The sequence below is a fragment of the Deinococcus marmoris DSM 12784 genome (assembly GCF_000701405.1).
Classification (GTDB): Bacteria; Deinococcota; Deinococci; order Deinococcales; family Deinococcaceae; genus Deinococcus; species Deinococcus marmoris.
The window spans coordinates 1-18,322 of the sequence record NZ_JNIV01000058.1 but is presented as its reverse complement, the minus strand read 5'-3'; the positions used below and the strand labels follow the sequence as shown (position 1 = coordinate 18,322).

The 18,322-nt window shown below is 65.5% G+C and carries 20 protein-coding genes; 15 read left to right on the top strand and 5 right to left on the bottom strand.

The window, feature by feature from the left end; all coding sequences use genetic code 11:
- Window positions 1-14 precede the first annotated feature (14 nt).
- From Q319_RS0114155 to Q319_RS0114130, 6 genes are all read left to right on the top strand, one after another.
- Window positions 15-251: a hypothetical protein gene (locus Q319_RS0114155; protein WP_029483134.1), complete on the top strand. Its 237-nt coding sequence runs from the start codon at window positions 15-17 to the stop codon at window positions 249-251.
- 61 nt (window positions 252-312) lie between these two features.
- Window positions 313-810, top strand: coding sequence for a P-loop nucleotide/nucleoside kinase family protein (locus tag Q319_RS0114150; RefSeq protein WP_029483133.1), 498 nt, complete (start codon window positions 313-315; stop codon window positions 808-810).
- The gene (locus tag Q319_RS0114145) at window positions 807-1,481 is read left to right on the top strand and encodes a Nif3-like dinuclear metal center hexameric protein (protein WP_029483132.1); all 675 of its coding nucleotides are present in this window, start codon (window positions 807-809) and stop codon (window positions 1,479-1,481) included. Before Q319_RS0114150 ends, Q319_RS0114145 begins: the two co-directional genes overlap by 4 nt.
- A gap of 78 nt (window positions 1,482-1,559) precedes the next feature.
- Window positions 1,560-4,217 (top strand): S8 family peptidase, encoded by a 2,658-nt coding sequence (locus Q319_RS0114140; RefSeq protein ID WP_245619245.1) that lies wholly within the window; start codon window positions 1,560-1,562, stop codon window positions 4,215-4,217.
- 106 nt (window positions 4,218-4,323) lie between these two features.
- Window positions 4,324-4,740: a CBS domain-containing protein gene (locus tag Q319_RS0114135; RefSeq protein WP_029483130.1), complete on the top strand. Its 417-nt coding sequence runs from the start codon at window positions 4,324-4,326 to the stop codon at window positions 4,738-4,740.
- A gap of 88 nt (window positions 4,741-4,828) precedes the next feature.
- Window positions 4,829-5,791, top strand: a complete 963-nt coding sequence (locus Q319_RS0114130; RefSeq protein WP_029483129.1) for an oxidoreductase — start codon at window positions 4,829-4,831, stop codon at window positions 5,789-5,791.
- 7 nt (window positions 5,792-5,798) lie between these two features.
- On the opposite strand, the gene tsaB is transcribed toward Q319_RS0114130, so the two are convergent.
- Window positions 5,799-6,353: a tRNA (adenosine(37)-N6)-threonylcarbamoyltransferase complex dimerization subunit type 1 TsaB gene (tsaB, locus tag Q319_RS0114125; protein WP_029483128.1), complete on the bottom strand. Its 555-nt coding sequence runs from the start codon at window positions 6,351-6,353 to the stop codon at window positions 5,799-5,801.
- Between the two features lie 108 nt (window positions 6,354-6,461).
- On the opposite strand from tsaB, the gene Q319_RS0114120 reads away from it, so the two are divergent.
- Complete coding sequence (locus tag Q319_RS0114120) at window positions 6,462-7,595, top strand: citrate/2-methylcitrate synthase (protein ID WP_029483127.1); 1,134 nt, start codon at window positions 6,462-6,464, stop codon at window positions 7,593-7,595.
- 151 nt (window positions 7,596-7,746) lie between these two features.
- Here Q319_RS0114120 and dnaG read toward each other — a convergent pair whose 3' ends face one another.
- Window positions 7,747-9,522, bottom strand: coding sequence for a DNA primase (gene dnaG, locus Q319_RS0114115; RefSeq protein ID WP_029483126.1), 1,776 nt, complete (start codon window positions 9,520-9,522; stop codon window positions 7,747-7,749).
- Between the two features lie 255 nt (window positions 9,523-9,777).
- Between dnaG and Q319_RS0114110 the strand changes: the two genes are divergently transcribed.
- Both Q319_RS0114110 and Q319_RS0114105 read left to right on the top strand, forming a co-directional pair.
- Entirely contained in the window at window positions 9,778-10,218 is a 441-nt protein-coding gene (locus Q319_RS0114110; RefSeq protein ID WP_029483125.1) for a hypothetical protein, read from the top strand.
- A 78-nt stretch (window positions 10,219-10,296) separates the two neighbouring features.
- Window positions 10,297-10,635, top strand: coding sequence for a cupin domain-containing protein (locus Q319_RS0114105; RefSeq protein ID WP_029483124.1), 339 nt, complete (start codon window positions 10,297-10,299; stop codon window positions 10,633-10,635).
- A 105-nt stretch (window positions 10,636-10,740) separates the two neighbouring features.
- Here the strand turns inward: Q319_RS0114105 and cutA are convergent, their stop codons facing one another.
- Entirely contained in the window at window positions 10,741-11,052 is a 312-nt protein-coding gene (gene cutA / locus Q319_RS0114100; protein ID WP_029483123.1) for a divalent-cation tolerance protein CutA, read from the bottom strand.
- Window positions 11,053-11,184: 132 nt separating this feature from the next.
- On the opposite strand from cutA, the gene Q319_RS0114095 reads away from it, so the two are divergent.
- From Q319_RS0114095 to Q319_RS0114085, 3 genes are all read left to right on the top strand, one after another.
- Complete coding sequence (locus Q319_RS0114095; RefSeq protein ID WP_342667892.1) at window positions 11,185-11,697, top strand: LapA family protein; 513 nt, start codon at window positions 11,185-11,187, stop codon at window positions 11,695-11,697.
- Window positions 11,698-11,831: 134 nt separating this feature from the next.
- Window positions 11,832-12,686, top strand: coding sequence for an acetyl-CoA carboxylase, carboxyltransferase subunit beta (gene accD, locus Q319_RS0114090; RefSeq protein ID WP_029483121.1), 855 nt, complete (start codon window positions 11,832-11,834; stop codon window positions 12,684-12,686).
- Complete coding sequence (locus Q319_RS0114085) at window positions 12,683-13,627, top strand: acetyl-CoA carboxylase carboxyltransferase subunit alpha (protein ID WP_029483120.1); 945 nt, start codon at window positions 12,683-12,685, stop codon at window positions 13,625-13,627. Before accD ends, Q319_RS0114085 begins: the two co-directional genes overlap by 4 nt.
- 60 nt (window positions 13,628-13,687) lie before the next feature.
- Here Q319_RS0114085 and Q319_RS0114080 read toward each other — a convergent pair whose 3' ends face one another.
- On the bottom strand, window positions 13,688-14,581 hold the full coding sequence (locus Q319_RS0114080) for a metallophosphoesterase (protein ID WP_029483119.1): 894 nt from the start codon (window positions 14,579-14,581) through the stop codon (window positions 13,688-13,690).
- Window positions 14,582-14,674: 93 nt separating this feature from the next.
- On the opposite strand from Q319_RS0114080, the gene Q319_RS0114075 reads away from it, so the two are divergent.
- Window positions 14,675-14,956 carry a hypothetical protein gene (locus Q319_RS0114075; protein ID WP_034415184.1) on the top strand — a complete coding sequence of 94 codons (282 nt, stop codon included), beginning with the start codon at window positions 14,675-14,677 and terminating at the stop codon, window positions 14,954-14,956.
- Complete coding sequence (locus tag Q319_RS0114070) at window positions 14,953-15,762, top strand: metallophosphoesterase (RefSeq protein WP_029483117.1); 810 nt, start codon at window positions 14,953-14,955, stop codon at window positions 15,760-15,762. The genes Q319_RS0114075 and Q319_RS0114070 overlap by 4 nt, the downstream gene beginning before the upstream one ends.
- Before the next feature lie 97 nt (window positions 15,763-15,859).
- On the opposite strand, the gene speA is transcribed toward Q319_RS0114070, so the two are convergent.
- Entirely contained in the window at window positions 15,860-17,788 is a 1,929-nt protein-coding gene (gene speA / locus Q319_RS0114065) for a biosynthetic arginine decarboxylase (protein WP_029483116.1), read from the bottom strand.
- Window positions 17,789-18,024: 236 nt separating this feature from the next.
- Between speA and Q319_RS0114060 the strand changes: the two genes are divergently transcribed.
- Window positions 18,025-18,322 (top strand): transposase family protein (locus Q319_RS0114060; RefSeq protein ID WP_162178639.1); only part of this gene is annotated, 298 nt, incomplete at its 3' end.

Genomic DNA, 18,322 nt, shown 5'->3' with positions numbered 1-18,322 from the left:
CGCAACATGGGAGCATGACTGATTCCAAGAAGCCTGAAAATCCCACCTTCAGCACCGAGATGACCGACAAGCAGCGCACGGAAGTCCGGGGCGAGACTCCGCGCGGCGCGAAAGTCGAGCAGGGCGCGCAGATGTCGCAGGAGACTGTGGACGCGAATGTCGAGCGCGATTCCTCGGCGGGCTTGCAGGGTGAGGAAGGCTGGAAAGGCGTGAACTACGACAAGAAGTCCGAGCAGAAAGAAGAGAAATAACTCCAGCTTTATAGAGGCGGTCCCGGCAGAGTTCCGGGGTCGCCTCGGTTACTGTTGGGTTGTGTCCACCCTTTTTCTGCTGATCGGCCTACCCGGCGCGGGCAAGACCACCCTGGCGCGGCGGCTGGAACGGGAACAGTCGGCGCTGCGCCTGACGCCCGACGAGTGGATGACGCCGCTGTTCGGTGCGGGCGAGTCCGGTGACAAACGCTGGATTCTGGAATCCCGCTTGCTGTGGGGGATGGCGGCGCGTGCTTTAACGCTGGGCATGAACGTGATTCTCGATTACGGCTGCTGGGCGAAGGAGGAGCGTGACCTGTTCCGCTCGCGTGCCGCTGAACTCGGCGTCCGTTTTGAACTGCATGTGCTGGACGTGACACTGAAAGAGTTGTGGCGACGCGTGGAAGCCCGTAATCATACTTTGCCGCCCGACACCTTCCCGATCACGCGGGCCGAATTAGAGGAGTGGTCAGGCTGGTATGAAGCGCCCGATGCTGACGAGCTGGCCGCGATGGAGAATCCGCCCTTTGTGTCGAAAGTCTGGAAGTGGCAACCATGACGCCCACCCTGCACGCACTGGCCGACTGGCTACGCGCGGAATTTGGCGAGGCACAGCCGCTCAAGCGTGACGGGCCACAGGAGGTTCGGCGGCTGGCGCTGGCCCTCGAACCCGCCGACCTGCCACTCACGCTGGACGCCGATGCGCTGTTCGTCCACCGGTCCCTGCGGGTGGGGGATAGGTGGTCCGGTCTGGGCGTGCTGGGCGTCCACGACGGCTTCGATCTGGCGCTGACGACGGGGCCGAATTATCGTCTGGCCCACGCCCTGGGCTGGGGCGACGTGGATGAAGTGGTCTGGAAGGGCGAGCTGAAGGGCGTCACTGCCACGCCTCCGCAGGACACCTGGGACGGGTTGCGCGCTGCCCTCCACGCTGAGCTGGGCGGTGAGGACAGTTCCTGGCCGCCCGCCGACACCTCTGGCCCGTTGCGCGTGGCCCTGATGAACGCCATGAATCCCAGCCTGATCGAACACGTCGCTGATGGGGGTGTCCGGGTGTATCTGACCGGGCAACTGCGGCCCTCCGCCTCAGTCGCCGCCCACGCGTGGGGACTGGGCGTGATCGCGCTGGGACACCGCCGCAGCGAGGAATGGGGGCTGCGGCGGCTGGCCCATGAGCTGCGCGCGGCGTTTCCTGGCCTTCAGACCCAGGTGTACGGACAGACAGACTGACGCGGCCCTGACGGCGGTTTAAGGTTTCCTCACGCGGCGTTCAGGGGGCGTCATGGCGGGGCAGGTACGCTGACCCGTATGAAGATGCCCCAAGTAAAGATGCCCCGAGTCAAGATGGCCGGGCGCAAGAGCCTGTTACTGGGCGCGGCCCTGATGGTGGGCGGCGCGTCCCTTTCCTCTGCGGGCGCGGCGGGCCTGTCGCCCACGCTGCTGGAGCGGGCCAAGCGCGGTGACCAGACCAAGGTGGGCGTGATCGTGCGCTTTCAGTTCGGCAGCGACGCGCGGGGTCAGGCACAGCTCAAGAATCTGCGCTCGCAGCTTAATGGCCGCCTGAGCCAGCTCGGATCGTCGGCGGGCTTTCTGGCCAGCGCCATCAAGAGCGGGCAGGCCACCTCGCTGTGGCTGGACCAGAGCATCTACCTGCCGCTGACCCCGGTGCAGGCCCGCGCGCTGGCGGCGTTGCCCTTCGTGACCGACATCTTCGAGAACTTCAAGGTGCAGATTCCCAAGCCCCAGCGGGCCGTGGCCCTGAGCGCGTCTGCTGCCGCCGCCGGGGAGCCGTGGCATCTGGCCAAGATCGGTGTGCCGCAGGCGTGGGCCGCCGGGTTCAAGGGGCAGGGCATCAAGATCGGGCACCTGGACAGCGGCATCGATCCCAACCACCCGCAACTGGCGGGCAAGATCGCCGCTTTCGCCGAGTTTGACGGCGAGGGCAACCGCGTGAACGGTTCGGCGCGTGACAGCACCGATCACGGCACCCATACGGCGGGCCTGCTGGTGGGGGATACGGTGGGCGTGGCCCCCAGCGCCCGCGTCATCAGCGCGCTGGTGCTGCCCAACAACGAGGGCACCTTTGCCCAGGTGATCGCCGGAATGCAGTACGTGCTGGACCCCGACAACAACGCCGAGACCAATGACGGCGCGGACGTGGTGAACATGAGCCTGGGCATTCCCGGTACCTATGACGAGTTCATCGTGCCCGTGCAGAACATGCTCAAGGCAGGTGTGGTTCCAGTCTTTGCCATCGGTAATTTCGGCCCGGCGTCGGCCAGCACCGGCAGCCCCGGCAACCTGCCGGACGCTGTAGGTGTGGGCGCGGTGGACCAGAGCGGCAACGTGGCCAGTTTTAGCAGCCGGGGGCCGGTGGCCTGGAGCGGCAAGATCAACGGCGTGTTCACCAAACCCGACATCGCCGCGCCGGGGCAGGACATTACCAGCGCCATTCCCGGCAACAAGTACGGGGCCAAGAGCGGGAGTTCGCAGGCCAGTCCCATCACGGCGGGCGCGGTGGCCGTGCTGCTCTCGGCCAAGCCGGGCAGCAGCGTGGACGCCATTAAGAACGCGCTGTACACCAGTGCCAGCAATGCCGGGTCAAAGAACAACAACGTGGGCTTCGGCCTGATCAGCGTGCCCGGAGCGCTGAGCAAGCTGGGCGTGAACGTGGGCGCACCCGCCCCGGCCCCCCAGCCCACGCCTACCCCACCCCCCGCACCGACACCCCCGCCCAAGCCCACCCCGACTCCTCCGCCCGCTCCCACACCCACCCCTCCCCCTGCACCCAAACCGACGCCTACGCCTCCGCCTGCCCCCACACCGCCGCCTGCCAACAAGACCCCCACTGGCCCGGCAGACTACGATCTGTGCGCGCTGGAAAACCAGAAGTGCAACTTCAGTGGGCAGCGGCTGGCCGCCTTCGGCACCGAGGGCCAGTACGCCACCGGCACGGGAACGGATGGCTTCAACTGCACGGTGGCCGAATGGGGCCGTGACCCCGCCGTGGGCAAGCTCAAGGGCTGCTTTATCAAGCCGGTGCCGGGCGCTTCAGTGCCTGCGCCCAAGCCGACGCCCGCACCTACGCCAGCTCCAGCCCCCAAACCCACCCCGGCCCCCAGTGCGGGCAAGCCCCGCGTGCTGCTCGTCGATGACGACATGGGTGTGGGTGCGGACGTGACCGGTGCGCTGCGCGACGCCCTCAAGGCCAACGCAGTCAGCGGCGGTGCGTTCGTCTGGAATGTCCAGTCTCAGGGCGCGCCTCCCCTGAGCGAGATGCAGAAGGCCGACATCGTGATCTGGGCCAGCGGCGAGCAGTATCAGAACACCATCACGGCTGGTGATCAGAACACCCTGCGCCAGTTCCTCTCGGGCGGCGGACGACTGCTGGTGACCGGCCAGGACATCGGCTACGACATCGGTGAAGGGGACTTTTACCGCAGCGTCTTAAAGACCCGACTGGTGGCCGACAGCAGCGGCACGCCCAAGTTCGTGACGGGCGGGGCCTTCGGCAACACCGCCTTTACCCTGAACGCGGCGGGCAGCTCGCAGAATCAGGTCTATCCCGACGTGATCGCCGATCTGGGCGGCAGCGCCACCGTCGCCTCGTGGGGCAGCGCCAACGCCAACGCCGGAACCATCAGCGCCCAGAGCATCAAGGTCGATCCCAACCGGGGCCGCGCCGCCCAGAAGCAGCAGGACCCGCGCGGTCTGGTCGAGCAGATCGCGGGCAGGATCATCGGCACCGCGCTGGGCCAGATCTTTGGGAACAGTGGCCAGCAGGCCAGCCAGCCCGCACGTGGCGGGCGGGTCAGCGCCCAGAGTGCTGGAGAGAACGCCGGGGCCATCGTTGCTAACGACGCGGGCCGCTACCGGACCGTCAACATGGGCTTTGGTCTGGAAGGGTTGACCCCCGGCAGCCGCAACATCCTGGTCAAGACGTCCTTCGACTGGCTGATGCGCTGAGCGGAACAGAGTAAGGAAAAAGGGAGAGGCGCGGCTGGCCTCTCCCTTTTCCATTTCTTTAGCGCCTCCCCACGGCCCCCCAACGCGGGCGGGCTAGGGTGACCATATGACCACTTTGAAAAGCATCATGACCCCGGACCTGACCACCGTGGACACCCGCGCCACCCTTAAAGAAGTCGCCACCCACATGAAAGAACAGGGCATCGGCAACGTGCTGATCATGGACGGCGACATGCTGACCGGGATTATCACGGACCGCGACATCGTGGTGCGCGCCGTCGCCTACGGCCACGATTTCGGCACCCCGGCCAGCGATTACGCCACCGGCGACGTGTTCACTATGACCGCCGACACCACGGTGGAGGAAGCCGCCCGCGAGATGTCCCACCGTCAGCTCCGCCGCCTGCCCGTCACCGAGGGCAGCGCGGTGGTAGGCATCGTCAGCCTGGGCGATCTGGCCGTGCGGGCGCAGACGGGTGTGGACGAAACGGCCCTGAAAGGCATCAGCCAGCCGACGAGCTGATTTCTTCGCTTCAGGCAGCGGCCACCTTCTCCATTGGAGGGTTGGCCGCTTGCCATTGCCCACATCCCGGAGGCGTAAGCTCGGTCCCATGACCACCATCGCCAGCCCACTTGCGCCGCGTGCCACCGCCCTCGAAGTCGTTCAGGGGATCAACCTGACGGGGAAGACTGCTGTGATTACTGGCGCATCATCCGGCATTGGCGTCGAGACGGCCCGCGCGCTGCTGTCGGCGGGGGCGTCTGTGATCCTGGCCGTCCGGGACATCGGGAAGGGCGAGAAGATCGCCGCCGAACTCCGTGAATCCACGGGCAATCAGAACGCTCAGGTCATCGAGCTGGATCTCGCTTCGCTGGCACAGGTACGTGAGGGGGCGGCGCGGATTCTGGCGGCGGCCCCCGCAATCCATATGCTGATCAACAACGCGGGCATCATGGCGACGCCGCAGGGTCAGACCCCGGACGGCTTCGAGACGCAGTTCGGCACCAACCATCTGGGCCACTTCCTGCTGACACAGTTGCTGATGCCCGCGCTGCTGGCCGCCGCTCCATCCCGCGTGGTGGCCCTGAGCAGCAGTGGCCACCGCCGCAGCGACATCGTCTGGGACGATATCCAGTTTGAACGCCGCCCCTATGACCGCTGGGACGCCTACGGCCAGAGCAAGACCGCCAATGCCCTGTTCGCCGTGGGCCTGACGCAGAAGTACGGCGCGCAGGGCGTCACTGCCAATGCCGTCCATCCCGGCGGCATCATGACCGGATTGCAGAAGTTTGTCCCGGTGGAGGAACAGCGCGCGATGGGCTGGCAGGACGAGTCGGGCAAGCTGAATGCCGTGTTCAAAACCACCGAGGAGGGAGCCTCCACCACCGTCTGGGCCGCCACCTCGCCGCAAATGGAAGGCGTGGGCGGGCTGTTTCTGGAGGACCTTCAGGAAAGCACGCCGCTGGACCCGCAGAACCCGGACCCGATGTTCGGCCACAAACCCTATGCCCGCGATTCAGAGAGTGCGGCGCGGCTGTGGACGCTGAGCGAGGAACTGGTGGGTCTGAAATAGAGCTGCGCTACAGGTAGGCCAGCGCCCATTCCTTCTGCCCATGCCTCAGCCCGGCTTCCAGCAACGCTAAACCATCGGGCGCGAGGTCTTGCTGGTGGGGCAGCGGGCCGATCAGCGCCTGAAAGTCCTCCAGACTGAATTTCTGCGGGGCATGGCGCACGCTTTCCACCGCGCCGCCCCTGACCTCATAGACCGCGCCGTAGACGTTGCCCTTGCGGGCGTCCAGCGAGACGGCCTGAGCGTGTTCACCTCTGACCAGACCCTCCAGGGTGGGGACTCCGCGTACTGGGGCAGTCCACACGCGTCCCAGCCCCAGCGCGTAACTGGCCCCCACGCGCACGCCGGTATAGGAGCCGGGGCCAGTGCCGATCACGATCAGATCGGCGCGAAAGGGCAGGCCCGCCTCCGCAAACAACTGGCGCGTGGCGGCGGGCAGTTCCTCGGCGTGCGCCCGGCCCACTTCTCTGGAGGACGCCACCTCGCCCCCCTCCCAGCGCAGGGCCAGGGTCAGGTAGGGGGTGGCGGTGTCCAGGGCCAGAACGACTTGAGCGGGGGCGGTCATCGCCGGGCATTGTAGGGCCGCCGTGCCACCAGACATGAAGGTTGTTACCCCTGCGGGAACGTGATGCGTATCTGACCGCGTAGGGCGGCGGTGCTATCCTCGGCTATCATGACTGAAATCGCCAAGGGCCTGGCAGGCGTTAAATTCACCGAAAGCAAGCTGACGTTCATCAACGGCGAGGAAGGGATTTTGCTGCACCTGGGCATTCCGATTCAGGAATGGGCCGAGAACAGCACCTTCGAGGAACTGTCGCTGGCGCTGCTGGAAGGCAAGCTGCCCACTGCCACGGAACTGGCGCAGTTCGACGCCCACCTCAAGGAAAACCGCGCCATCCCGCAGCAGCTTCAGCAGGTCATCCAGGACATGCCGCGCGGCATCAATCCCATGCAGGCCCTGCGCACGGCGGTCTCCTACCTGGGCCTGCTCGATCCGCAGTCCGAGGACATCACCCCCGAAGCCCAGCGGGCCATCACCATCCGCATGATCGCTCAGTTCAGCACGATCATTGCCGCCATCAGCCGCACGCAGGAGGGCCACGACGCCGTCGCGCCGCGCATGGACCTGACGCACGCGGGCAACTTCCTGTACATGCTGACCGGCACCGAACCCACCTCCGAGCAGTCGCGCCTGTTCGACATCGCGCTGGTGCTGCACGTCGATCACGGCATGAACGCCAGCACCTTCACGGCGATTGCCACCTCCAGCACCCTCAGCGACATGTACTCGTGCATCACCTCGGCCATCGGCGCGCTCAAGGGACCGCTGCACGGCGGCGCGAATGAGGCCGTGATGGACATGCTGGACGAGGTCGGCACGCCGGACAGGGCTGAGGCGTACATCTCCAAGAAGCTGGACAACAAGGAAAAGATCATGGGCGTGGGCCACCGCGTCTACAAGAACTTCGATCCCCGCAGCCGCGTGCTGCGCGACTACGCCGAGCATGTGGCGAGCAAGGAAGGCAAGAGCAACTACTACCAGGTTCTCGAAACCATCGAAAAAACGGTGGTGGACCGTCTGGGCGACAAGGGCATCTACCCCAACGTCGATTTTTACAGCGGCACGGTGTACAGCGACCTGGGCATCAAGAAGGAATTCTTCACCCCGATCTTCGCCCTGGCCCGCATCAGCGGCTGGTGCGCCAGCGTGATCGAGTACAGCAAGGACAACAGCCTGCTGCGCCCCAGCAGCGTGTATACCGGCGAGAAGGACGCGAAGTACGTGAAATTGCAGGACCGCAAGTAAGCGTCAGGCAAATTCATCCCCTTCCCGGATCTGGGAGGGGGATTTTTTGATGTCTGGGAGAGGATTTGAGCGGTAGGGCCGTCCGCCTGTGTCTTGCTTGAGGAACGAAGAGAATCACTTTTCGTGACCGCTCAACGGTTGGTCCTCTGCGCTATGCGATGCCCCGCCGTCCCCGGTTCTCGGCTTCCACAGCGCGTTGGAGTTCCCCGATCTGCTTGAGCATGTCCAGTTGCTCGGCGGGGGCGGCCCCGCCCACCTGCTTTTTCAGCAGGCCGATCTCGGCACGCATGGCGTCGATGCTCAGGGTCACCTGAATGTCGTCCACGGCGGCGGCGGCGTAGGCGTTGACCTTCTGATCGTACTGCTCGCTGCCGTGCCGGGAGATGCTGCCGGAATCGCGGCCCTCGAACAGCAGGCGGATCAGCAGTTGTTCCTCTGGCTGGCCCCGGAATACGTCCAGAATGGCGTCGGAACTGGCTGCGCCCTGCACCGCCAGCATCACCTTGCGTACTGATTCGTTGCGCCACGGCACGCTGCCGTCCAATTTTGCCAGCAGGCTGGGATCGATCAGCAGTTGCCGCAGCAGCTTCATCTCGTTCTCTTCCTCGCCGCGCCCGGCGCTCATGCCCGCCAGATGGGTGTCGGTCAGGGTGCGGCGCTTGGCCTTGCTGCCGATCCACTCCATCAATGCTTCGGGTTTGATGCCCAGCGTCTCGCAGGCAGCGGTGCGCACGCCCTCAGCGATCTCGTCCAGTGGATCGAGGTTCTGCATGCGCGGCAGCAACTCCATCAGAATCTTGCGTTTGCCCTCGGCGGTGGCGGTGCCGTGCGTCTCGATGGCGGCCTGCACGCGGTACTGCACCTCGTCCACGCCGTCGGCCAGCGCTTTGCGGATGCCCGCGTCGTCCCCGGCCAGCAGCGCGTCTGCCGGGTCCTTGCCGCTGGGAACAGAGGTGGCCCGCACCCGGAACTTGGCCCCCAGCACCTGATCCAGCCCCTTGAGCATGGCCTTGAGACCCGCCTCGTCGTGATCGAACATCAGGGAAATGCTGCGTGCGCCCAGCCGTTCCAGCAACGTGGCGTGTTCGGCGGTCAGGGCGGTCCCCAGGCTGGCGACTGCGCCCGTGAAGCCGTGCTGCTGCATGGTGATCACGTCCATGTAGCCTTCCACCACGATCAGCTCGGAGTCGCCGTTCTCCGATTTTCCCAGTCCCGTGCGCGCCTTGTCCAGCCCGTACAGCACCTCACCCTTGCGAAAGGCGTCGGTCTCGGGGGTGTTCAGGTACTTGGGCTTGCTGTCGTCCAGCACGCGCCCGCCGAAGCCCACCAGACGGCCCAGATGGTCACGAATGGGGAACATCACGCGGCCCCGGAAGCGGTCATAGACGCGCCCGTTCTCGGCGTTCTCGGTCAGCAGGCCCGCTTCCAGCAACTGGCGTTCGTTCAGGCCTTTAACGCGGGCGTGCTTCAGCAGACCGTCCCAGCCGTCGGGAGCGTAACCCAGCTCGAAGGCGGCAATCGTCTCGTCGGTCAGGCCGCGCCGCCGGAAGTAGTCCAGCGCAGGCCCCGGCAGGTGTTCGCGGAAGTAGGCCAGGGCAAAGGCGTTCACGTCGTATAGGTCGCGGCTGCTGCGCTCGCCGTACTTGGCCTCCACCTGAATGCCCACGCGCTCGGCCAGCTTGCGCAGGGCATCGCCGAAGCTCAGGCTCTCGCTGCGCTGCACGAAGCTGAACACGTCGCCGCCCGCCTTGCAGCCAAAGCAGTAGAAATAGCCCTGATCGGTGTCCACCTGAAAGCTGGGGCTTTTCTCGTTGTGAAAGGGACACAGGCCCTTCATGCGGCCCTTCCCGGCGGGGGTCAGGCGTACATATTCACCGACGACTTCCGCGATGTTGAGCCGCGAACGAACGTCTTCCTTGGTTCCCATGTGCCTTTCACCTCCCCGCCAGGCCGCGAACTGCGCCCGCCCTGAAAAATGGGGGGCAGCCGTTCAGGCGTGATCTCGTAGTGTACGCCTCCGGGGTATGCCACCGCTAGAGGGCAAAAAGGCCGTGCCACACGCAGTAAATCATGAGAGTCTGATCCAGTGTCGGCTGGGACGGGGTTGCGCCACGTCTAACGTTTTTCCCCGCGCCGCACTCATCCCCCGCATCGGCGCAGGCGGCAAGCTGGGGTCCGCGCTATGCCTGCTCTCGGTGATCCCCCCAATTACAGCACCCCCCGGACGCTGGGGCTGGCGCTGGTCAGCGTGCTGGGTTCGCTGGCCCATTTTGCCCTGGGCGCGCTGGATTACGAGGGGGTCAGCCGTTACCTGGGGCTGGCGGTGATGCTGCTGGCCGGGTTGCTGCTGGTCTTCGGCATCCTGACCCTGATCCGCTACGCCGAGGCGCTCACGTCCATGCACGATCCCCACGCCCGCACCCCGATGTACAGCACCCCGCACGAGGGCCTGACCTACCGCGTGGGCGTGGGCCTGAATGGGCTGGCCGCCGCGTCGGCGCTGGCCTGGGCGGTGGGCGGCGAGCTGCCGCTGTGGCATCTGGCCGCCGCGCTGGTCAACGTGTACGCGGCGTTTCTGGCGTGGCAGACCCGTCCGGTGCGGGAAAAGGGCGAGGGCGCATAAAGGTCCTGGCAAGTCCTCGTGAATGTCCCCTTACGCCCACATCACTCCGGCTGGGCGCACAGAGGGGAGAGTGGGGCCATGACCCAGAACAGTAACAGCCAGCAGTACAAAGTCAGCCGTGATGGAACGAAGCATGGCGAAGACGGTCAGCACCATCTGGTGGCCGGGCAGCAGGGCAGCATGCGCCTGTGGCACAACGAGCAGCCCAGCGACACCGAGGACAAGCAGCCCCACGCCAACGACTACGAGACGCTGGGCTACGTCATCAGCGGCAAGGTGGAACTGGATATGAATGGTCAGACCATCCTGCTGGGCGAGGGCGACAGCTACTGCGTCCCAAAGGGCATGCAGCACACCTACCGCGTCACGGAAACCCTGACCGCCGTGGAAGTCACCACGCCGGGACAGGCAGGCTGAGCGCCGCGCACCCAGTCTGAAGGACCACGAAAAGCCCCGACTCGCAGTAACGCGGGTGGGGGCTTTCTAGTTGCTCGGATGGAGTCTGGGGCGGTTCTCGCTCACTTATGGGTTGAGCGCTTCCCGCAGCCAGCTCTGGAATTCGGGCAGCGCGCGGTCATATTGCAGGGCGATGATCTCGGGCACCTCGTAGGGATGCAGGGACTTGATCCGGGCTTCCAGTTCGGGGTATTTCTCGCCGCTGGTCTTGATCAGCAACATGCTCTCGGGATCCTCGGCCACGTCGCCCTGCCAGCGGTACACGCTCTGGACGCCGGGAAGAATGTTGACGCAGCCTGCCAGATGCTCGGCAACCAGCGTGCGGGCCATGTCATGCGCCCGTTCGGGGGGAAGCGTAACCAACACGACAAGGGACATAGGCGCACAGGATACCCCGCCGCCCTGGGTGAGAACCGTGATATTTGCCGGGGCCGGGGTCAGGAAGAAGTGTAAAAGTCTTGCAAAGCCGCTCACCCCGTGCAGACAGGGCGGGGTGTTAAACTTCCCTCTATGCGGACAATTGTCCTGATCGCCGGTCTCGTCCTCCTCCTCATCTTCGCCGTGTTGAACTTCGGTTCGCTGATGGCCCTGCAACCGATGAATCTGGGCTTTGTCCAGTACGTCACTGCGCCCATCGGCCTGATCATGCTGCTCACGGCCATCTTTTCCGCGCTGCTGTTCTATTTCTGGGCAGGGATCAGCAACCTGCGCGCCCAGGCCGACACCGCCAAGCTGCTGCGCGACATGGAAGGTCTGCGCGTAAGCCTGGACAGCCAGGAAGGCAGCCGATTTGCCGAATTACGCAGCCACCTGGATACCCGCATGAACGCGCTGGGCACAGGCGAGACGGGCAACGAGCTGCGGGCCATGAACGCGCGGATTGATGGGTTGCAGCAGGACATGAACCTGCAACTGGCCCAACTGGACGATTATCTCAAGACCAAACTGGGCGACGCTCCGGCAGCACAGGCCAGATTGAGTGAGGCCAGACTGGGCGACGTCAGGCTGGACAAGAAGCTCTGAGGCTTGTCTGTTTCAGGCCGCTATCAGGGAACCTCTGCCTGGCATCTGGCGCATTCGCTGAACCCGGTGCATTTGTTCTGCGGCCACGCCGCTAGAATGCGGCCAGAGAAAGACTTACCGGAGGACTGAACCGCATGGCGCTTGACCGATTTTTCCGCCGCCGCCGCCCACAGCAACAGACGGGCGCGGACGTGCCAGAGTTATGGACCCAATGCCCTCAATGCAAGGAGAGCATTTACAACCGCGATCTTCTGCTCAACGCCTATGTCTGCCCCAAATGCGGCCATCACCTGCGTCTGGGCGCGGCCCAGCGGGTGGATGTGCTGCTGGATGAGGGCAGTTTCACGCCGCTGTCCGGCAGGGTGCATCCCGTGGACGCGCTGAACTTCCACGACACCGAGGCGTACACGGACCGTCTGAAACGCGCTCAGGCCAAGACGGGTCGCCCCGACGCGATCCTGACCGGGAGCGGCACCATCCTGAATCTGCCCGTAACATTGGCCGTGATGGACTTCGCCTTCAGCGGTGGCAGCATGGGCAGCGTGGTGGGCGAGGAAATTGCCCGCGCCGCCGAATATGCCGCCGAACATGACACCCCATTGATCATCGTGACCGCCAGTGGCGGGGCCAGGATGCAGGAAAGTGCGCTGTCCCTGATGCAGATGGCGAAAACCACCGTGGCCCTGGAAACCCTGAGCGAGGCGGGCCTGCCCTATGTCAGCATCCTGTCGGACCCCACCACCGGGGGCGTGACCGCCAGTTTCGCCACCATCGCCGACGTGATCGTGGCCGAGCCGGGTGCCCTGATCGGCTTTGCCGGACCGCGCGTGATCCAGCAGACCATCCGCCAGAGCCTGCCCGAAGGTTTTCAGCGGGCTGAATTTCTGCTGTCGCACGGCATGGTGGACGCCGTGGTGGACCGCCGTGAACAGCGCCCGTATCTGGCGAATCTGCTGGGACTGCTGACCCGCCGCGAGGTGGGCGCATGATCGGCAGTCCCGAGACTTTGCGTGAGCTGGAAGCCCGCGTGCGCGATCTGGAGGCCACCGCCCAGCGCACCGGGCAGAACCTGGACGCCTCCATCCTGCCGCTGAAGGTGGAAGTGCAGCGGCTGCGCGAGGCCAGCGGGCCGCCGGGGCGCTGGGAGCGGGTGCAACTGGCCCGCGCCCCCGGCAGGCCCACCGCGCTGGATTACGTGGACCGCCTGTGTACCGGCTTTACCGAGTTGCACGGGGACCGCCGTTTCGGCGACGATCCCGCCCTGATCGGTGGCCCCGCCCGCTGGATGGGTGTGCCCGTCATGCTGCTGCTTCAGCAGAAGGGCCGCGACACCAAGACCAAGATCAAGCGGCGTTTCGGCAGCGCCAACCCCGAGGGCTACCGCAAGGCCGTGCGCCTGATGGATCTGGCCGAGAAGTTCGGGCTGCCCGTGGTGGCGCTGGTGGACACCCAGGGCGCGTATCCGGGCCTGGAGGCCGAGGAACGCGGTCAGGGCTGGGCGATTGCCGAGAGCATCCGCCGAATGTTGAACCTGCGCGTGCCGGTGGTCTGCGCCGTGATCGGCGAGGGCGGCAGCGGCGGTGCGCTGGCCATAGCGGTGGGCAACCGCGTGCTGATCCAGGAAAACGCGTGGTACAGCGTGATCTCGCCAGAAGGCGCAGCCAGCATCATCTGGAAGGACGCCAGCAAGGCCCCGCTGGCCGCCGAGGCGCTGAAGCTCACCGCCCCCGATCTGCTGGACCTGGGGATCGTGGAGGAAGTGATCCCCGAACCCAACGGCGGCGCGCACCTGAACCCGGACGAGGCCGCCGCCGCCGTGGGCGAGGCTGTGGGCCGCCATCTGGCCGAGTTGATGGCGCAGTCGCCGCAGGAGTTGAAGAAGGGCCGCGCGGCGCGGTTCCGGGCCTTGGGGGCGTTCACAGAGAAGTAAAGCAAGCGTTTATTCTCAGGCCCTCTTCATCTGGAGAGGGCTTTTCGCGGATCTCAACTCTTATTCAGGCGTCAGCGTGAATACGGCTATTTCCGGCTCGCACAGGTTCCGTAGTGGCACGCCGCTGAGGCCCAGGCCCCGGCTGACGTAGGCGGGCGTGCCGTGTGCGCCCGTCACCCAGCCCATTGCGTACCGCTGCCCATACCTGCTGGGCACCACCGGAGCGCCGATCAGCGGCAACCGAATCTGGCCGCCGTGGGTGTGGCCGCTCAGGACCAGTCCCAGGCCAGGGGGCAGGTCCGGCAGCAGATCGGGGTTGTGGCTGACCAGCAGCGTTCCCCCCGCTGAAGGCTTTCCGGCTAGGGCCGCATCCAGGTCCATCTCTCCCTCCCACAGGTCGTCCACCCCGGCCAGATACACGTCCTCACGCACGCTGCGGCCCTCGTTCCGCAGGATGGTCACCCCCACCTCCGCGTAGGCGGCGCGCAGGGCCTCGCGGCGCTGGAGCCAGTCGTCGCGTCGCGGGCCGTAATGCGGGCTGTAATACTTGCCGAAGCTGCCGTAATCGTGATTGCCCCACACGCCGTACACGCCCAGTGGGGCATTCAGGCGTTGCAATTCACTCAGCAGGGCGGTGGGGGCCTCGTCGGCGCGGTAGTCCATCTGATCGCCGCCCAGCAGGATCAGGTCCGGGCGCGCGGCGTTGGCAGCGTCCACCCAGGCGCGCACGCTGCCGCCGTAGATGAACAGCCCGAAATGCAGATCGGTCAGAAAGGCCACCCGCAGGGGCCGCGTCAGGCCCGGCAGCGCGCGGGTGTGTCGGGTCACGCCAAACTGGTACGCCTGCGCCGCGCCCATACCGCCCAGCGCCGCCACGCCCAGACCAGTGCCCGCCAGCCCGCGCAACACGCGGCGGCGGGTCAGGTGTGGGCCACGGGGGCGGGAGGCAGACATGCCGCGTAGCCTACCCCCCCTGCTGGGGGCAGGGCGTCCCCCGAAGGATGCAGGTCAGCGAACTGTATGACCTGGAACGCTAGACTGCCGCAGATGAGCGTGAACGCCGAACAACTGCTGGTAATCGATGTGCTGGACGAGGATGCGGGTCTGGCCGATGTGGAAGATACGCGGGGCCGCACCTTCCAATTGCCCGCCGAGTGGCTGCCCGCTGCTGCGGACGGCGCGGCGTACCGCGTTGCGGTGGTGGGCGGCACCGTGACCTTCACGCCCGACCCGGACGGCGCGCGGCTCCTGCGCGAACGCAGCAAGCAGACGCTGCTGGACTTCACGGATGAAAACAGCGCTGGCCAAGAGGAAGGAGGGCAGCCGTGACCCGTCAGGTGGTGGTGATCCCGGATCTGCACGGCAGACCGGACCTGCTGGACGCCGCCCTGGCCCAGTACCCGGAGGCGTACTTCGTGAGCCTGGGCGACGCGATTGACCGGGGACCGCGCAGCATGAAGGTGGTGGAAAAACTGCTGGCCCTGAAAAAGGAAGGCCGCGCCACCCTGCTGATGGGCAACCACGAACTGATGGCGGCCTCGGGCCTGCGCTGGTACCGGCAGTATCTGGGCACCCACGACATGGGCGATTACCGCCGCGCCATCGAGGGCTTTCGCTCGTGGATGCGCGCGGGGGGCGAGACGGTCCGCAGCGAACTGGGCGGTCTGACGCTGGAGCAGTTTCCGCCCATGCTGGAAGAATATTTGCAGGACCTGGGCCGGGTGGTCTATGTCACCGAGGACGGCGAGGTCCACGATCAGCCGCCTGCCACGCCCAGCGTGCTGATCGCCCACGCCTCGCCCCCCGTGCGCCACCAGCAGTACCCGGACGCCATGACGGCGGCGCTGTGGCTGCGTCCCTTCGAGGGACCGTTTCCCATGCCCGACGGCGTGGTGTACAGCGTTCACGGCCACACCCCGGTCCCGGTGCCCGCCCGCATGGGCCGTCACCTGTACATCGACATGGGGGCCTACGAGACGGGCCGACTGGCGCTGGCCGAGATCAGGGGGGGCAGCCAGCCGAAAATCACGGTGCTGTGTGGGCGCGGCAAACCCAGTCTGGGCAGCAAGTACCCCCGTTTCGGGGAGCCAGTGTCCGTGCAGGCCGTCGATCTGCCAGGTTCGCCGCCGCGCTGAGGCCGGGGCAGGTTCACGTCCAGGGGAATGGACATCAAAAGCAAGACGGCGAATCCGCTCATGGGTCCGCCGTCTGCAATTGTCGGAGCGCCGGGCCTCAGCCTTCCTCATACTCCAGGTAGGTGTAGCCCAGCAATTCCTCGCCGTAGTCGTCCAGTAGCTCGTTTTCCTGCTCGCCCGTCAGGATGCCGCCCTTGATGGCGATGTCGGCCTGGTCCTCGATGGCGTCGCGCAGCATGGGTTCCTCGTAGCCCATCGACTCGATCATGCGCCGGGCCTTCTGGCCGCGCACGAACAGATCGATGTGGAACTTGCCCCCTGGCTTAACGGTCACATGCGCCTCGCTGACCTTGCCGAACAGGTTGTGGGCGCTGCCCAGCACGTCCTGATACGCGCCCATCAGAAACGTGCCCAGGTAGTACGGGCGGTCTCCCGGCTCATGCAGCGGCAGGGTGGATTTCACGTCGCGCAGGTCGATGAACTTGTCGATCTTGCCATCGGAGTCGCAGGTGATGTCCACGATGGTGGCCTGACGGGTGGGCTGCTCGTTCAGGCGGTCCAGCGGCACGATGGGGAAGAGGGCCTGAATGGCCCAGTTGTCGGGCAGGCTCTGGAACAGTGAAAAGTTGCAGATGAACTTGTCGGCCAGCACTTTTTGCAGGTCTTCCAGCTCGTCCGGCACGTACTTCTCGTTCTGAATCAGCTTGGCGATCCGCCGCAGGATGGCGTTGAACAGCGCCTCGCCGCGTGCCCGGTCCATCAGGGTGACGTAGCCCAGATCGAACAGGTTGTGCAGTGTCTGCTTGTCGCCCACCGCGTCGTTGTAGGACTCGCGGTAGTTTCGCAGCGTGATCTTTTCCAGCACCTCTTCCATGTCCTTGACGATCTGGTGGCTGTCCTCGGAGGCGGGAGCCAGGTCTTCGAGGTCACGGGTGGGGCCGGTCACGTCCACCACCGGCATGATCAGCACGGCGTGGTGGGCGGTCAGGGCGCGGCCCGACTCGCTGATGATCACGGGTTCGGGCACCTCGCGGGCCTTGCAGACCTCCTGAATGGTGTACACGATGTCGGCGGCGTATTCGCGCACGGTGTAGTTCATGGAGGCGTAGAAGGTGGTCTTGGAACCGTCGTAATCCACGCCCAGGCCGCCGCCCACGTTCAGGTACTTGAGCTTGGCCCCCGCCGCGATCATGCCCGCGTAGGTCTGGGTGGCCTCGCGTACGGCCACCTTGACGCGCCGGATATCGGTGATCTGCGAGCCGATGTGGGTGTGCAGCATCACCAGACTGTCCAGCATGTCCTCTTCCTTCAGGCGCTCCACCACGCGCAGCAGCTCGTAGGCGTTGAGGCCGAACTTGGCCTGATCGCCGCCGGATTCCTCCCACTGACCGCTGCCGCGCGCGTGCAGCTTGAAGCGCACGCCGATGGCGGGCTTGACGCCCAATGCCCTGGCCTGCTTGAGAATCCGGTCCAGCTCGCTGAATTTCTCGATGGTGATGACCACGTTCTTGCCCAGGGTGCGGCCCCACAGCGCCAGCTTGATAAAGCCGTCGTCCTTGAACCCGTTGCAGCACAGCAGCGCGTCGGGGTGCATCCGCTGGGCCAGACACAGCGCCAGCTCGGCCTTGCTGCCGGCCTCCAAGCCGTGCGCGTAGTCGTAGCCAGCGGCGGCCACCGACTCCACCACCACGCGGCGCTGGTTGACTTTGATGGGAAAGACGCCCTGATAATGGTTGCCGTAGCCATACTCGGTGATGGCGTTCTGGAAGGACTCGTTCAGGTGCTTGACGCGCCCGGTAATGACCTGGGGAAAGCGCAGGATCACGGGCAGGCTCTCGCCGCGCTCCACGATCTCATCGACAATCGCGCGCAGTGGGGCGTGCAGGCCAGGGGCGGGGGTGACTTCCATCTCGCCCTTATCGGAGACGCGGAACCAGCCGCCGCTCCAGTTGGGCACCTGATACAGCTCGGCTGCGTCGGTGGTGGTAAAGAGGGGTGTGGTCAGGGTGGATTTAGTGGCAGTCATGTTCGGGCGTCCTCCTCCGGGGCAGAAACCTGGGCTTCTGGGGCCAGGGTGTCTGGGGATAGGCTCGCCGTGCGCGGGGTTCGGAGCAGTGGGAAACACGAAATTTGCTCACGGACGCCGTGCGAAACCGGGACGCATGATAGGACAAAGGCGGGGGCGGGGGTGTCACGTCGGTTGCGGTTGGGGCTTCCATACCGCTGCCCCAGGGCTACCGCAAAGTCAGGGTAGGGTGGTGGGTGTCATCCAAAATTATTCGTCAAGCAGACCTGATCACGCTGACCGCCACCTTTGCCACCCTTGATGATCCCCGTCAGGCACGGGGAATTCGACATTTGCTGTGCGACATTCTGGTGATCAGCGTTCTGGCGGTGATCTGTGGGGCAACGAACTACGCCTTGATTCACACCTTTGCCGTTCACCGACAAGTGTGGTTGCGCCGTTTTCTGAGGCTGCAAGGCGGTATTCCCAGCCAGGATACGTTTGAGCGTATTTTTGGGATCGTTGCTCCTGACACGTTCCGAGCCGTTTTTTGTG

Excerpts from the sequence above, each read along its gene's own strand:
- Q319_RS0114145 (WP_029483132.1), top strand. The coding sequence starts at position 807 with ATGACGCCCACCCTGCACGCACTGGCCGACTGGCTACGCGCGGAATTT.
- Q319_RS0114095 (WP_342667892.1), top strand. The coding sequence starts at position 11,185 with ATGCGGACAATTGTCCTGATCGCCGGTCTCGTCCTCCTCCTCATCTTC.
- Q319_RS0114135 (WP_029483130.1), top strand. The coding sequence starts at position 4,324 with ATGACCACTTTGAAAAGCATCATGACCCCGGACCTGACCACCGTGGAC.
- dnaG (WP_029483126.1), bottom strand. The coding sequence starts at position 9,522 with ATGGGAACCAAGGAAGACGTTCGTTCGCGGCTCAACATCGCGGAAGTC.
- Q319_RS0114085 (WP_029483120.1), top strand. The coding sequence starts at position 12,683 with ATGATCGGCAGTCCCGAGACTTTGCGTGAGCTGGAAGCCCGCGTGCGC.
- Q319_RS0114120 (WP_029483127.1), top strand. The coding sequence starts at position 6,462 with ATGACTGAAATCGCCAAGGGCCTGGCAGGCGTTAAATTCACCGAAAGC.
- Q319_RS0114105 (WP_029483124.1), top strand. The coding sequence starts at position 10,297 with ATGACCCAGAACAGTAACAGCCAGCAGTACAAAGTCAGCCGTGATGGA.
- accD (WP_029483121.1), top strand. The coding sequence starts at position 11,832 with ATGGCGCTTGACCGATTTTTCCGCCGCCGCCGCCCACAGCAACAGACG.
- Q319_RS0114075 (WP_034415184.1), top strand. The coding sequence starts at position 14,675 with ATGAGCGTGAACGCCGAACAACTGCTGGTAATCGATGTGCTGGACGAG.
- speA (WP_029483116.1), bottom strand. The coding sequence starts at position 17,788 with ATGACTGCCACTAAATCCACCCTGACCACACCCCTCTTTACCACCACC.
- tsaB (WP_029483128.1), bottom strand. The coding sequence starts at position 6,353 with ATGACCGCCCCCGCTCAAGTCGTTCTGGCCCTGGACACCGCCACCCCC.
- Q319_RS0114140 (WP_245619245.1), top strand. The coding sequence starts at position 1,560 with ATGAAGATGCCCCAAGTAAAGATGCCCCGAGTCAAGATGGCCGGGCGC.
- Q319_RS0114110 (WP_029483125.1), top strand. The coding sequence starts at position 9,778 with ATGCCTGCTCTCGGTGATCCCCCCAATTACAGCACCCCCCGGACGCTG.
- cutA (WP_029483123.1), bottom strand. The coding sequence starts at position 11,052 with ATGTCCCTTGTCGTGTTGGTTACGCTTCCCCCCGAACGGGCGCATGAC.
- Q319_RS0114080 (WP_029483119.1), bottom strand. The coding sequence starts at position 14,581 with ATGTCTGCCTCCCGCCCCCGTGGCCCACACCTGACCCGCCGCCGCGTG.
- Q319_RS0114155 (WP_029483134.1), top strand. The coding sequence starts at position 15 with ATGACTGATTCCAAGAAGCCTGAAAATCCCACCTTCAGCACCGAGATG.
- Q319_RS0114130 (WP_029483129.1), top strand. The coding sequence starts at position 4,829 with ATGACCACCATCGCCAGCCCACTTGCGCCGCGTGCCACCGCCCTCGAA.